Annotated in this window: 15 protein-coding genes and 1 pseudogene; 5 read left to right on the forward strand and 11 right to left on the reverse strand. The window is 51.2% G+C overall.

The features are described from left to right. Positions 1 to 32 precede the first annotated feature (32 nt). The 4 genes from hexR to zwf all read right to left on the reverse strand — a co-directional run bounded on the left by hexR (position 33) and on the right by zwf (position 4318). A complete protein-coding gene (gene hexR / locus ACNAU7_RS02060; protein ID WP_002213148.1) occupies positions 33 to 881 on the reverse strand; it encodes a DNA-binding transcriptional regulator HexR in 849 nt (282 codons plus the stop codon). Between the two features lie 49 nt (positions 882 to 930). Next, positions 931 to 1917, reverse strand: a complete 987-nt coding sequence (locus ACNAU7_RS02065) for a glucokinase (protein ID WP_416300206.1) — start codon at positions 1915 to 1917, stop codon at positions 931 to 933. Next, positions 1898 to 2593, reverse strand: a complete 696-nt coding sequence (gene pgl, locus ACNAU7_RS02070; RefSeq protein ID WP_416300208.1) for a 6-phosphogluconolactonase — start codon at positions 2591 to 2593, stop codon at positions 1898 to 1900. Before pgl ends, ACNAU7_RS02065 begins: the two co-directional genes overlap by 20 nt. Positions 2594 to 2872: 279 nt before the next feature. Next, the gene (gene zwf, locus ACNAU7_RS02075; RefSeq protein ID WP_416300210.1) at positions 2873 to 4318 is read right to left on the reverse strand and encodes a glucose-6-phosphate dehydrogenase; all 1446 of its coding nucleotides are present in this window, start codon (positions 4316 to 4318) and stop codon (positions 2873 to 2875) included. 410 nt (positions 4319 to 4728) lie between these two features. Here zwf and edd point away from each other — a divergent pair, with 410 nt between their 5' ends. The 3 genes from edd (at position 4729) to ACNAU7_RS02090 (ending at position 7649) form a co-directional block, all read left to right on the forward strand. Next, positions 4729 to 6564 carry a phosphogluconate dehydratase gene (gene edd, locus ACNAU7_RS02080; protein WP_416300212.1) on the forward strand — a complete coding sequence of 612 codons (1836 nt, stop codon included), beginning with the start codon at positions 4729 to 4731 and terminating at the stop codon, positions 6562 to 6564. Between the two features lie 207 nt (positions 6565 to 6771). Beyond that, a complete protein-coding gene (locus ACNAU7_RS02085; protein ID WP_416300214.1) occupies positions 6772 to 7410 on the forward strand; it encodes a bifunctional 4-hydroxy-2-oxoglutarate aldolase/2-dehydro-3-deoxy-phosphogluconate aldolase in 639 nt (212 codons plus the stop codon). Positions 7411 to 7424: 14 nt separating this feature from the next. After that, a complete protein-coding gene (locus ACNAU7_RS02090) occupies positions 7425 to 7649 on the forward strand; it encodes a hypothetical protein (protein WP_196428045.1) in 225 nt (74 codons plus the stop codon). Between the two features lie 22 nt (positions 7650 to 7671). Here ACNAU7_RS02090 and ACNAU7_RS02095 read toward each other — a convergent pair whose 3' ends face one another. Next, on the reverse strand, positions 7672 to 8712 hold the full coding sequence (locus ACNAU7_RS02095; protein WP_416300217.1) for a zinc-dependent alcohol dehydrogenase family protein: 1041 nt from the start codon (positions 8710 to 8712) through the stop codon (positions 7672 to 7674). A 162-nt stretch (positions 8713 to 8874) separates the two neighbouring features. On the opposite strand from ACNAU7_RS02095, the gene mutY reads away from it, so the two are divergent. Next, on the forward strand, positions 8875 to 9936 hold the full coding sequence (gene mutY / locus ACNAU7_RS02100; RefSeq protein ID WP_416300219.1) for an A/G-specific adenine glycosylase: 1062 nt from the start codon (positions 8875 to 8877) through the stop codon (positions 9934 to 9936). Next, positions 9926 to 10111, forward strand: a pseudogene (locus ACNAU7_RS02105) (IS1595 family transposase); the annotation flags it as partial. The gene mutY and the pseudogene ACNAU7_RS02105, both read left to right, overlap by 11 nt. Positions 10112 to 10165: 54 nt before the next feature. Here ACNAU7_RS02105 and ACNAU7_RS02110 read toward each other — a convergent pair. From ACNAU7_RS02110 to ACNAU7_RS02135, 6 genes are all read right to left on the reverse strand, one after another. Beyond that, positions 10166 to 10342 carry a toxin-activating lysine-acyltransferase gene (locus tag ACNAU7_RS02110; protein WP_101041416.1) on the reverse strand — a complete coding sequence of 59 codons (177 nt, stop codon included), beginning with the start codon at positions 10340 to 10342 and terminating at the stop codon, positions 10166 to 10168. A gap of 146 nt (positions 10343 to 10488) precedes the next feature. Further along, positions 10489 to 10968 carry an SMI1/KNR4 family protein gene (locus tag ACNAU7_RS02115; protein ID WP_003751641.1) on the reverse strand — a complete coding sequence of 160 codons (480 nt, stop codon included), beginning with the start codon at positions 10966 to 10968 and terminating at the stop codon, positions 10489 to 10491. A gap of 144 nt (positions 10969 to 11112) precedes the next feature. Beyond that, complete coding sequence (locus ACNAU7_RS02120; RefSeq protein WP_416300221.1) at positions 11113 to 11412, reverse strand: hypothetical protein; 300 nt, start codon at positions 11410 to 11412, stop codon at positions 11113 to 11115. Between the two features lie 317 nt (positions 11413 to 11729). After that, the gene (locus tag ACNAU7_RS02125) at positions 11730 to 11939 is read right to left on the reverse strand and encodes a hypothetical protein (RefSeq protein ID WP_002213582.1); all 210 of its coding nucleotides are present in this window, start codon (positions 11937 to 11939) and stop codon (positions 11730 to 11732) included. Then, positions 11936 to 12232 carry a DNA helicase UvrD gene (locus ACNAU7_RS02130; RefSeq protein WP_416300225.1) on the reverse strand — a complete coding sequence of 99 codons (297 nt, stop codon included), beginning with the start codon at positions 12230 to 12232 and terminating at the stop codon, positions 11936 to 11938. The genes ACNAU7_RS02125 and ACNAU7_RS02130 overlap by 4 nt, the downstream gene beginning before the upstream one ends. Next, positions 12211 to 12685 (reverse strand): hypothetical protein (locus ACNAU7_RS02135; RefSeq protein WP_416300226.1); only part of this gene is annotated, 475 nt, incomplete at its 5' end. The genes ACNAU7_RS02135 and ACNAU7_RS02130, both read right to left, overlap by 22 nt.

Below are 12685 nucleotides of genomic sequence, written 5' to 3' on the forward strand. Positions count from 1 at the left end.
TCAGACGGCATTTGTAGGATGCCGTCTGAAGGTCAATCTTTGTCGTAATCGATGTGCTTGTTGTGTATGCTTTTTTTGCTTTTCTGCAATTGCAGGCTGGCAGCATCGCCCAAGCGCAGGGCAAGTCCGATGGCGAGAATGTCGATGACGGCAAGCTGCAAGAGGCGGGAAACCATGGGCGTGTAGAGTTCTGCATTTTCCTGTGTGGCAACGCTCAACACGCAGTCGGCAAGTTGCGCCAGAGGCGAATCGTTGCGGGTCAGTGCGATGACAGACGCGCCGTTTTCTTTGGCGATGCTGACCGCATCCAAAAGTTCGATAGACGAACCCGTGTTGGAAATGGCAACCAAAACATCCTGATCGCTCAAAACGGATGCCGCCATCAGCTGCGTGTGCGTATCGACATAGGCGACCGTGGACATTCCGAAACGGAAAAACTTGTGCTGCGCGTCCTGCGCGACGATACCGGAATTGCCGACACCGTAAAACTCGACGCGGCGGGCGTGCATCAGCGTGGCAATGGCGTTTTCCAGCTCCGACTCTTTCAGGAAGCGGCGTTCGCCCAACAGCGAGGCGGCGGCATTGCCCAATACTTTCTCGACCACGCTTGCCATATCGTCGTCGGCGTTGAGTTCTTCGTGGACATAGGGCATACCCTCATGACCGATGCTGGCGGACAAGGCGAGCTTGAACTCGGGCAGCCCTTTATAACCCAAGCTGCGGCAGAATCGGATGACGGTCGGCTGGCTGACGGACGCACGTTCGGCAATTTCGGCAACGGCGGCATGGACGAACCATTTGGGTTCCGCCAATGCACATTCGGCGACTTTGCGTTCCGCACCGGAAAGGTTTGCCAGTGATTCGCTGATTTTGCTTAACATAATGATATGCCCTTCGATAATGCAGCCCCGCTGCAAGGAGCCGCTGTGGTTAAACGTTTCTCAAATGGTTGTCGAGAGCCGCAGCCGCACCGGAAATTCCGGGAAACTCGCTCAAGACGACATACACGGGAATCGCGGCAAGATATGCTTCAAACCTGCCCTTGTTCTCGAAACGACTGCGGAACGGGGAAGTTTTGAAGTATTCCAACACGCGGGGAATAATGCCGCCGCACAGGTACACGCCGCCGCGCGCGCCCAGCGTCAGGGCGAGGTTGGAAGTAACCGTGCCGAGCATGGCGCAGAAGATGTCCAAAGTCTGACGGCACAAAGGCGACGCGCCGCTCAAAGCCTTTTCCGTGATTTCAGACGGCATCAGTTTGGCGGGTTTGGCTTTCTGTTTTGCAGCCAAAGCCTCGTAAACCAAGCTCAAGCCCGCGCCGCTCAAAAAGCGTTCGGCGGAAACATGGCCGTATTTGTTTTTGGCGTACTGCCAAATCAGCACTTCCATATCGTCAAACGGCGGGAAACTGGTATGCCCGCCCTCGCCTGCCAAAGCCACCCAGCCTGCGGGGCTGTGCACCAATCCGCTCACGCCCAAGCCGGTACCGGGACCGATAACGGCTTTGGGGGCAAATTCGACAGGCTCTTGCCCGCCTACCTGCATCAGGTCTTTACTTGAAGTCTGCGTTACCGCCAATGCCTGCGCGGTAAAGTCGTTCAAAAGGATGAGGGTGTCCAGCCCCAAAGCCTGACGGGTGGTTTCGATGGAAAACGCCCAATGGTGGTTGGTCATCTGCACCCAGTCACCCAAAATCGGGTTGGCGATGGCAAATGCCGCGTGCCGTACGCCTGTTGCACCGCTTTGGTTCAGATAGACACGCACCGCATCGGTAACCGTATCGTAGTCCTTACACGGAAGCACGGCGGTTTTTTCGATGACGCGCGGCGCGGTTTCCAGAGCAAAACGTGCATTCGTACCGCCGATGTCGGCGACCAGTCGGGGATATCCGGCTTGTTTATTCGGCGTAAAAGACATGGCAGTTCACTCCTTGGCAGCTCAATACGAAGCTGATCGGATATTCGCGGTTTTCGCCTTGTGCGGCTTGGTCGAACACGGCTTTTTTCTCTTCGCCCTGTATCGCCAAAAACACATGCCCCGTATGGGCAATCGCATCCACGGTCATGCTGATGCGCTCGTGCGGCGCGGTAACGGGCGTGGTATGCACCAGCGCGACACCTGCCGAACCGTCGATTGCCGTCTGAAACTGCGGAGCTTTCGGGAAAATCGAAGCCGTATGCCCGTCGTTTCCCATACCCAAAATCAAAACATCGGGCTGCTTGTAATGTTTCAGTGCATAATCGACAACAGCATCGGGATGTAATTCGGTTTCAGTTTTTCCGTCTTCCACCATAGGAATCCACATTGCCGCTTCCGCTTTGTTCTTCAACAGGTATTCGCGCACCAGACCGGTATTGCTGTCGGCGTGGACGGTCGGAACGATGCGCTCGTCTGCCAAGGTGATGCCGACGTTTTTCCAATCCAAATCTTTTTGCGACAGGGCGTTGAAAAATGCAATCGGCGAACGTCCGCCGGAAACTGCCAACACCGCACCGCCCTTCTCGTCCAGTGCGCCCTGCAAAGCATCCGCCACTGCGTCAGCCAAAGACTGCGCCGCTTCTGCCGCATTTTCGTATTCGTGCCAAACAAACATATTTGTGTCCTTTTTTTATTTCAGACGGCATATTCCGTTATGGAAACGGGTTGAGCAATATGCCGGCCGAACAGTTGTTTATGCTTTTGATACCAAATATCGGGACTGCTTTTTATAGTGGATTAAATTTAAACCAGTACAGCGTTGCCTCGCCTTGCCGTACTATTTGTACTGTCTGCGGCTTCGTCGCCTTGTCCTGATTTTTGTTAATCCACTATACTGCTTTACTTGCGTTCAGACGGCATTTCAAACCCCATGCCGTCTGAACGCATTATTGTATTACTGCTCTTCGTGCCACTTGTGTCCGTTGCGCGCCAACAGTTCGCGCGCGGCTTCAGGCCCCCACGAGTGTGCGCCGTAACCGTGCGGCGGCGTGGTGTTATTTGCCCAGTTTTCCAAAATCGGCATCACATATTCCCATGCGGCTTCGAGTTCGTCGCGGCGGTTGAACAAAGCGAGTTTGCCGTTAATCACATCCAACAGCAGGCGCTCGTAAGCTTCCGCGCGGCGGCCTTCCAATGCTTTGCCCAAATCGGTTGCCAGCGGCACGGTTTCGACCTTATTGTCTGCACCCGGGGTTTTCATCTGCGTATAGAGGCGCACGGATTCATGCGGTTGCAACTCGATAACGAGCCGGTTGGGCGCGGTGCGGCTGCCTTCAAAAATATGACTGTTCAAATCTTTGAAGTTCAAAACGATTTCCGCCACTTTGCCCGCCATGCGTTTGCCGGTACGCAGGTAGAAAGGAACGCCCTTCCAGCGTTCATTTTCGATTTCGGCTTTAATGGCGACGTAGGTTTCGGTAAAGCTGTCTTGCGGAACGTTGATTTCTTCAAGATAGCCGTTCATGCCTTTGGCGGCGGTATATTGTCCGCGCACGACATTTTCATTGACAGATTCGACGGTCAGCGGCTTCAATGACTTGATGACTTTGACTTTTTCATCGCGCACCGCGTCGGCATCCAAGCTGGCGGGGGCTTCCATCGCAGTCATGCACAGCATCTGCATCAAATGGTTTTGCACCATATCGCGCAACGCGCCGGTAATGTCGTAAAACTCGCCGCGCTCTTCTACACCGAGCTGTTCGGCGATGGTCAACTGCACGCTTTCGATGTATTTATTGTTCCACAGCGGCTCGAACATTACATTGGCAAAACGCAGCGCAAGCAGGTTTTGTAGGCTTTCTTTGCCAAGGTAGTGGTCGATGCGGTAAATTTGCCCTTCTTTGAAATAACGCGCAACATCGGTATTGATTTGTTGGGAAGAAGCCAAGTCCGTACCCAACGGTTTTTCCAAAACCACGCGCACGTTGTCGGCATTCAAACCGATCGCAGCAAGGTTCTCGCAGGCTTGCGCGAAGAATTTGGGCGCGGTGGACAGATAGATGACGACGTTGTCGGTTTCTTTACGCGCTTTGACCAAATCGCCCAAAGCGGCAAAATCGGCTGCTTCGGTAACATCAACCTTCAGGTATTCGATGCGTTTGACGAACGAAGCCCACGCTTCATCTGAAAAATTTTGTTTGATATGGATTTTAGAATTCGTTTCCGCTTTTGCCAAAAAACCGGCGGTATCCAATTCGCTGCGGCTCACACCCAAAATACGACCTTCGGGATGAAGCAAACCGGCCACGTGCGCCTGATACAGGCAGGGCAAAAGTTTGCGCATTGCCAAATCGCCGGTCGCACCGAACAACACCAAATCAAAATTTGTCTGTGTACTCATCGCATTATCTCGTCAGGAAAGAATTTTTCGATGCCGTCTGAACCTGTTTCCCCCATCACGCTGCATCGCAATATCGGAAACAAAGGCAGGCGGCATAACGAGTAGTAATACTACACACCGCTACACTTTTTGTCTATTCCCATTTTTACAATTTATTTGACCTAGTCCAAAAATCGGACAGGTTTCCCCTATTCCGTTACAACAATCGAAAGATTCTACGATTTAAATCAAATTTCTTTTCAATGCCTGATTTTTTTGTAACAAAATTACAAATTTTGTACTATAATAGCACCCGCTTCCCACTTTCAGACGGCATACCTTTTAAAACACTCACCGTCTGAATACCCGATACAAAAATCAGAAACGCACAAACAAAATCCCTATCATATCGTTTAGCCAGGAGACCGCACATGAACCCCACTCCTATTCACCCGAAACTCGCCGAAATTACCGAGCGCATCATCGAGCGCAGCCGCCCGACGCGTGAAAAGTATCTGGCGAAAATCCGCAGCGCCAAACAGATGGGACGCTTAGAGCGCAACCAGCTCGGCTGCAGCAACTTGGCACACGGCTATGCCTCCATGCCTAAGAGCATCAAAATCGAAATGCTTCAGGAAACCGTCCCCAACTTAGGCATCATCACTGCCTACAATGACATGGTTTCCGCACACCAGCCGTTTAAAGACTTCCCTGATCAAATCAAAGACGAAGCACAGAAAAACGGTGCGACCGCACAAGTCGCCGGCGGCACACCCGCCATGTGCGACGGCATCACGCAAGGTTATGCCGGCATGGAATTGTCGCTGTTTTCCCGCGACGTGATTGCCATGAGTACCGCCATCGGTCTGTCGCATCAAATGTTTGACGGCAGCCTGTTTATGGGCGTATGCGACAAAATCGTGCCGGGTTTGATGATAGGTGCGCTTTCGTTCGGTCATATTCCGGGTATCTTCGTCCCCGCAGGCCCGATGTCCAGCGGCATCGGCAACAAAGAAAAAGCTCGCACCCGCCAGCTTTTCGCCGAAGGCAAAGTCGGACGCGACGAACTTTTGAAAAGCGAAATGGGTTCTTACCACAGCCCGGGCACCTGCACTTTCTACGGCACGGCAAACTCCAACCAAATGATGATGGAAATGATGGGCGTACACCTGCCTGCCGCCGCTTTCGTCCATCCCTATACCGACCTGCGCGAAGCCCTGACCCGCTACGCGGCCGGACACCTCGCGCGCGGCATCAAAAACGGCACGATTAAACCATTGGGCGAAATGTTGACCGAGAAATCCTTCATTAACGCCCTAATCGGCCTGATGGCAACCGGCGGCTCAACCAACCACACCATGCACCTCGTTGCCATGGCACGCGCCGCCGGCGTGATTTTGAACTGGGACGACTTTGACGAAATTTCTTCCATCATCCCATTGCTGATCCGTGTGTACCCCAACGGCAAAGCCGACGTAAACCACTTTACCGCTGCCGGCGGCCTACCTTTCGTTATCCGCGAATTGCTGGACGCAGGCCTGTTGCATGACGATGTCGATACCGTTGTCGGACACGGTATGCGCCACTACACCAAAGAGCCTTTCCTTATCGACGGCAAACTCGAATGGCGCGAAGCCCCCGAAACCAGCGGCAACGATGACATCCTGCGCAAAGCCGACAATCCGTTCTCCCCAGACGGTGGTCTGCGCCTGATGAAAGGCAACATCGGTCGCGGCGTAATTAAAGTATCTGCCGTGCGTGAAGGTTGCCGCATCATTGAAGCGCCCGCCATCGTATTCAACGACCAACGCGAAGTGTTGGCTGCGTTTGAGCGCGGCGAATTGGAACGCGATTTTATCTGCGTCGTCCGCTACCAAGGCCCGCGTGCCAACGGTATGCCCGAGTTGCACAAACTGACCCCGCCTTTGGGCATCCTGCAAGACCGCGGCTTCAAAGTGGCGCTGCTGACCGACGGCCGTATGTCCGGCGCGTCCGGCAAAGTTCCGGCCTCCATCCACATGACCCCCGAAGCCCTGATGAGCGGCAACATCGCCAAAATCCGTACCGGCGACCTGATCCGCTTCGATTCCGTGACCGGCGAACTCAACGTCCTGATTGACGAAGCCGAATGGAATGCCCGCGAAGTCGAACACATCGACTTGGGCGCGAACCAACAAGGCTGCGGCCGCGAACTCTTCGCCGGCTTTCGCAGTTTGACCGGCGGCGCGGAAACCGGCGCGATGAGCTTCGGCGGCGAATTTGCCTGATGTGCGTTTCAGACGGCCTTTTCATAAAACGAGAGGTCGTCTGAAAAATTATTGAAGCGTTTTAAGATAGACGTAGGTCGGATTCTCGAATCCGACGTTATCAGAGTATTTGTCGGATACGAGAGCCTCTAAAGGTCGTCTGAAAACCGCCCCCCATCCCGTTTGACCGCATCAAAAACAACACCCCATCCCACCCGGAGAACCGAAATGTCCAAACTGACCCCCCGCGAAATCCTGACCGCCGGCGCAGTTGTACCGGTAATGGCGATTGACGACTTGAGTACTGCCGTCGATTTGTCCCACGCCCTTGTCGAAGGCGGCATCCCCACCCTCGAAATCACCCTGCGCACCCCTGTCGGCCTCGATGCCATCCGCCTGATTGCCAAAGAAGTGCCCAACGCCATCGTCGGCGCGGGTACGGTTACCAACCCTGAACAGCTCAAAGCCGTCGAAGACGCAGGCGCGGTTTTCGCCATCAGCCCGGGGCTGCACGAATCCCTCGCCAAAGCCGGACACAACAGCGGCATTCCTCTGATTCCCGGCGTTGCTACTCCGGGCGAAGTCCAACTGGCTTTGGAACACGGTATCGACACCCTCAAACTCTTCCCCGCCGAAGTCGTTGGCGGCAAAGCGATGCTCAAAGCCCTCTACGGTCCTTATGCCGACGTGCGCTTCTGCCCGACCGGCGGCATCAGCCTCGCCACCGCACCCGATTACTTGGCACTGCCCAACGTCTTGTGCATCGGCGGCTCTTGGCTGACCCCGAAAGAAGCTGTGAAAAACAAAGACTGGGACACCATCACCCGCCTCGCCAAAGAAGCGGCGGCGTTGAAACCCAAAGCCTGAACCGCATCGTAAAAATGCCGTCTGAAACCCTTTCCTGCTTCAGACGGCATTTTGCCGATTGGCGGCGCAGTCGGCATACACGGCAGCACCGCTCCGACATACCGCCCCTAAAATACCCATCCATCTTCCGCATAATAAAAATAACGGTCAGTCTATTCGACAAATACAGCAGCCGGACAGCCCGTTTTACACGGCTGAAAAAATGCCGTCTGAAACGCATTCAGACGGCATCCGGTTAAAAAACAACTGATTCAACGCCGATTAATCCGCTTCCAAAACCACTTTCATGGCTTGGTTTTCGGCGGCGTGTTTGAACACGTCGTAGGCTTCTTCCAATTCGCTGAATTTGAAGCGGTGGGTCAGCATTTTGGTGTAATCGACGGAGCTGCTGGAAATCGCCTTCATCAGCATTTCGGTGGTATTGGCGTTTACCAGACCGGTTGTGATGGCAAGGTTTTTAATCCAGAGTTTTTCGAGTTTGAAATCGACGGATTGACCGTGTACGCCGACAACGGCGATATGACCGCCCGGTTTCACGATGTCTTGGCACATATTCCAAGTTGCGGGGATGCCGACGGCCTCAATCGCGCAATCCACGCCGTCTTCGCCGACGATGGCAAAAACTTGTTTGGATACATTGCCGGAAGCAGGGTTGACGGTATGGGTTGCGCCCAGTTCTTTCGCCAGTTTCAAACGGTTTTCGTCCATATCGCAAACGATGATGGCGGCAGGGCTGTACAGTTGCGCGGTCAGCAAGGCAGACATACCGACAGGGCCGGCACCGGCGATAAAGACGGTATCGCCGGGTTTTACATCACCATATTGCACGCCGATTTCGTGGGCGGTCGGCAAGGCATCGCTCAACAACAGGGCGACTTCTTCGTTGACGTTATCGGGCAGCGGAACAAGGCTGTTGTCGGCATAAGGCGTGCGGACGTATTCGGCCTGCGTGCCGTCGATCATATAGCCCAAAATCCAACCGCCGTTGCGGCAGTGTGAATAAAGTTGGATTTTACAGTTGTCGCAAGTGCAGCATTTGCTGACGCATGAAATAATGACTTTATCACCGACTTTAATGTTTTTTACAGCATCGCCGACTTCTTCTACAATACCGATGCCTTCATGGCCGAGAATACGGCCGTCGGCGACTTCGGGGTTTTTGCCTTTCCAAATACCCAAATCGGTACCGCAAATCGTGGTTTTGACGATTTTCACCACCGCATCGGTCGGATCGATAATCTGCGGACGAGGTTTTTCTTCAAAACGGATGTCGTTTGCGCCGTGATAAACCATTGCTTTCATGCTGATACTCCTTGCTTGTTGATAAATAATTTCAATACCGCAATAAAGTCTCTTTGTATGAGTTATATACCCCTATAATCTGTATGTCAATAAGAATTACTTTCACAATGTTATACCATAACATTCTGTTTTAAATATAAATAAAACCACAGATTGATATTAATGAACACACCCATCCCCTTCTCCGAACGGCTCATCCGCTGGCAAAAACAACACGGTCGCCACCATCTCCCTTGGCAGGTCAAAAACCCTTATTGCGTCTGGCTTTCCGAAATCATGCTCCAGCAAACGCAGGTCGCCACCGTGTTGGACTACTATCCGCGTTTCTTAGAAAAATTCCCGACCGTTCAGACGCTTGCGGCCGCGCCGCAAGACGAAGTGTTATCGCTGTGGGCGGGCTTGGGTTATTACAGCCGCGCGCGCAATCTGCACAAAGCCGCTCAACAAGTCGTCGAACAATTCGGCGGCACATTTCCGTCGGAGCGCAAAGACTTGGAAACCCTCTGCGGCGTAGGCAGAAGTACCTCCGCCGCCATTTGCGCCTTTGCCTTCAACCGCCGCGAAACCATTTTGGACGGCAACGTCAAACGCGTACTCTGCCGCGTGTTCGCCCGCGACGGCAATCCGCAGGACAAAAAATTTGAAAACTCGCTCTGGACACTTGCCGAAAGTCTGATGCCGTCTGAAAACACCGATATGCCCACCTACACGCAGGGCTTGATGGATTTGGGCGCAACCGTGTGCAAAGGGACGAAACCCTTGTGCCACCAATGCCCGATGGCAGACATCTGCGAAGCAAAAAAGCAAAACCGCATTGCCGAGCTGCCGCGTAAAAAAACTGCCCCCGAAGTGCAAACCCTGCCGCTTTACTGGCTGATTGTCCGCAACCGAAACGGCGCAATCTTATTGGAGAAACGCCCCGCCAAAGGCATTTGGGGCGGTCTGTATTGCGTACCGTGTTTTGAAAGTTTGAACGGGCTTTCCGACTTTGCCGCCAAACTCTCCCTGACGATGGCAGATATGGACGAACAAACCGCCCTGACCCACCGCCTGACGCACCGGTTGCTGATGATTACGCCGTTTGAAGGGCAAATACCGTCTGAAAGCCCTTCAGACGGCATTTGGATAAAGCCGGCGCATTTGAAAGATTACGGCCTGCCCAAGCCTTTGGAAATTTATTTAAACAGTAAAAAGTTTGGGGCTGTATTAGATAGAGAAAGTTAAGCCTGATGGCATTGTGTACACGGATACCTTTCATAGTTATGATGCGATTGATGTCAGTGAATTTAGACATTTACGCAAGTTGAACGGTATTTCCAAAGAACATTTGGGACCGTATTTAAAGGAATGTGAACGGCGTTTTAACAACAGTGAAATAGAATCTCAAATTCAGATTTGAAGACGATTAGTTAATAGAAATTTGGTCTGGTTATCTAGCACAGCCCCTTCTTTTTTACACAGGCAACACATAAGCCATCATCTCCGCAATAGACACTTGGCGATGCTTAGGCGACTGATACCACAACCAAGTGATAGCACCGGGTGCTTCGCTTTCGTTATATGGCTCACTGGGATAGAGCTTGGGTGAGAGGATGTTTAGGGGGGAGTGGGCATAGTTTAGAGTTACGATTAGTTAAAGTAAAAAGGAAAGGTAAGTGGTTTTAAGGCAGCCTGAAACCGAGTTCAGAGAAACCAAAACCGCGTGTGCATGAATACACATCCTACCATTTCACTTTTTTGCTTGGTTACACAGGCTATACTGGTTAGTAGTGCCAGTTAATCTACATCTTGATAAAGTTTATCTATAAAACTATCAAAATCAGGTGCGATGGGAACTGTAATCATCTTGGTATTACCTAGTTCATCTTCGTAAAATTCATCATGATACATAAGTACGATGGATGGATTACTTGAATTTTTACGATAATCAAAACAAATATAATCGCCATTTGCACTTATTCCAAATGCAACAACTTGGTTTCCATAGCCATATTCATCATCAATGCATGAATAGGTATAGATATTTTCATGACAGGAGGCATCTTTTTTATATCCTAAAAATAAAATATTTCTGTCATCTGTATTCTTATTATTATCAATAAAAATAAAACAATCTTCTTCGGGATATAAATAATCATGTTCACTTATCAAATATATATACGATCTAGGGAATGTTACACCTAAATTTTCTGCAAATTTTTCAATGATTAAAGCAGAAACTTTTCCTTCATCTCTCCAGATATTTAATTTTTTCATTATTCATTTCCTTGATTAACGTCCTTTTTTTAATACATTTTGACCAGTATGTCTAACTGCATCATGTATTTCCAACGGTACTAGCTGCATGTTATTTGGTGCACTTTTTAGTTTGGTTACACGGGATATGCTGGTTGGTTATTGTTAAATAGTAACAACATACCTAATCTCGTATGAGTCACTTAACTCAACTTTTAATTGAGAAAAAAGCTTTGCCCCCATTTGTATGAAGTATTTTTCTTCTTCTTTACTATTAAAAACAAAGCTTGCTGGATCAGCCATGTTTAGAATATTGTCATACAATTCTGCCCAATGATAGAGTTTCATTTTTAATTCATTGGAAATTGGTAAACTGGCAGGGTCAATATCTCCCATATTAATACCATCATCATGCCATAATGGATAACAAAAATAGTCAGCCATTAATCTAATTTTAATTTTCATTTTACAAATCCTCGAGGGTTTGCCCCCACAATGTAACCATTATCACCAATGGTAATTGCCACCTTAACTTCCCTATCATTATGGTTCACTTGATAAATTGGTCTACCTAGACCTTTTTCTTGATAGCCAATTATTTTCCCATCTCTTATGTAAGGCGGCGGCAGCTTTTGCACGAATTGGCGGCAACTTTTGCACCGCCGAAGCGTAGGAAATTGTATTAGCTTTTGCACAAATTTATCCCCGTTTAATGGTCTGTTAAACGGGGATTATCTTATGCCTTTAAAAGCAGTACGCTACTTGCGGTCAGAACTTATAAATCAGGTGGTCGTCGTAGCTTGAATTGCTGTTGATGTGCTGCTCACAGTCAAGGTTTGGCTGCCTGCAAAACGCTCCCATCCGGTCAGGCGCAGTTCTGCCACGAGGTCAAGATAAGCAGGCAGTTCGCTGCGGGTGCCGGAGAAGAAGACAAATGGCGGCCGCACCATTGCCATCAGGCGCAGAAACTCTACCATGCCGAAGTAGTTCATCGCGTCCCCTTTTCCCCGGCGGCGCGGCTTTGGTTGAACCGCGCGTCGTGCTGCCTGCCTTTCAGTTCGCTGATATACGCCTGCCGGCAGTGTTGGCGGTCGAAAAACAAGCCGTTGATCAGGGTGTATAAAATCTTCCAGCGGGTTTTGGGCTGTTGGGCGAGCCGCGCGCCGCGATAGGTGCGGCTTGACAGGGTTTCGTCCGCCGCGTCGCCGGTTAGGGCGTTGAACAGTTGGTCGATGGCTACCAACAGGTGGTAACCGTATTTTTTTAGCCGATTTTTAGTGTCCATTCTTCGATTTCCTTTTCCAGCGCGTCCAATCCGGGCGCGGTTTCGATGGTGTTCAATTTGTCTTCGAGCTGCTGCCGCTTTCCGATAATTGCGCCGACGGCAACGGCCAGGCGGGCAGATTTTTCGACAACCTTTTTAATCAAAACGTCCAATTCCACGCCCCTTGCGGCGGCGATTTGCGCCAGCATCGGGGTCGGGGCGTTGTTGTCCGCCTGCCGGGCGAGGGCTTCTTTTTCCTGCCTGTAAAAGCTGTCGATTTCCACTTGGGGATAGCCCGCCAAGAGACTGTTTTTGAGTTCGTCCGCCTTTGCCGCGAGGCGGAATGCCAAGGCGTTTTTTTGTTCGGCGAAACGGGCTGCTGCTGCTGCTTTGCTGATTTTCCATTTTTTGCCGTCCCATTCGTGGTAATCGGACGGGCGCGGCGGGGTTAAAACGGGGCGGCCGTCGGAATCG

Source organism: Neisseria sp. LACPHL-SPEC-2024-00856 (assembly GCF_047915665.1).
Taxonomy (GTDB): domain Bacteria; phylum Pseudomonadota; class Gammaproteobacteria; order Burkholderiales; family Neisseriaceae; genus Neisseria; species Neisseria polysaccharea.

What these genes read in the sequence shown, in the direction of transcription:
- hexR (WP_002213148.1), bottom strand. Translation starts at nt 881, where the DNA reads ATGTTAAGCAAAATCAGCGAATCACTGGCAAACCTTTCCGGTGCGGAA.
- ACNAU7_RS02065 (WP_416300206.1), bottom strand. Translation starts at nt 1,917, where the DNA reads ATGTCTTTTACGCCGAATAAACAAGCCGGATATCCCCGACTGGTCGCC.
- pgl (WP_416300208.1), bottom strand. Translation starts at nt 2,593, where the DNA reads ATGTTTGTTTGGCACGAATACGAAAATGCGGCAGAAGCGGCGCAGTCT.
- zwf (WP_416300210.1), bottom strand. Translation starts at nt 4,318, where the DNA reads ATGAGTACACAGACAAATTTTGATTTGGTGTTGTTCGGTGCGACCGGC.
- edd (WP_416300212.1), top strand. Translation starts at nt 4,729, where the DNA reads ATGAACCCCACTCCTATTCACCCGAAACTCGCCGAAATTACCGAGCGC.
- ACNAU7_RS02085 (WP_416300214.1), top strand. Translation starts at nt 6,772, where the DNA reads ATGTCCAAACTGACCCCCCGCGAAATCCTGACCGCCGGCGCAGTTGTA.
- ACNAU7_RS02090 (WP_196428045.1), top strand. Translation starts at nt 7,425, where the DNA reads ATGCCGTCTGAAACCCTTTCCTGCTTCAGACGGCATTTTGCCGATTGG.
- ACNAU7_RS02095 (WP_416300217.1), bottom strand. Translation starts at nt 8,712, where the DNA reads ATGAAAGCAATGGTTTATCACGGCGCAAACGACATCCGTTTTGAAGAA.
- mutY (WP_416300219.1), top strand. Translation starts at nt 8,875, where the DNA reads ATGAACACACCCATCCCCTTCTCCGAACGGCTCATCCGCTGGCAAAAA.
- ACNAU7_RS02115 (WP_003751641.1), bottom strand. Translation starts at nt 10,968, where the DNA reads ATGAAAAAATTAAATATCTGGAGAGATGAAGGAAAAGTTTCTGCTTTA.
- ACNAU7_RS02120 (WP_416300221.1), bottom strand. Translation starts at nt 11,412, where the DNA reads ATGAAAATTAAAATTAGATTAATGGCTGACTATTTTTGTTATCCATTA.
- ACNAU7_RS02125 (WP_002213582.1), bottom strand. Translation starts at nt 11,939, where the DNA reads ATGAACTACTTCGGCATGGTAGAGTTTCTGCGCCTGATGGCAATGGTG.
- ACNAU7_RS02130 (WP_416300225.1), bottom strand. Translation starts at nt 12,232, where the DNA reads ATGGACACTAAAAATCGGCTAAAAAAATACGGTTACCACCTGTTGGTA.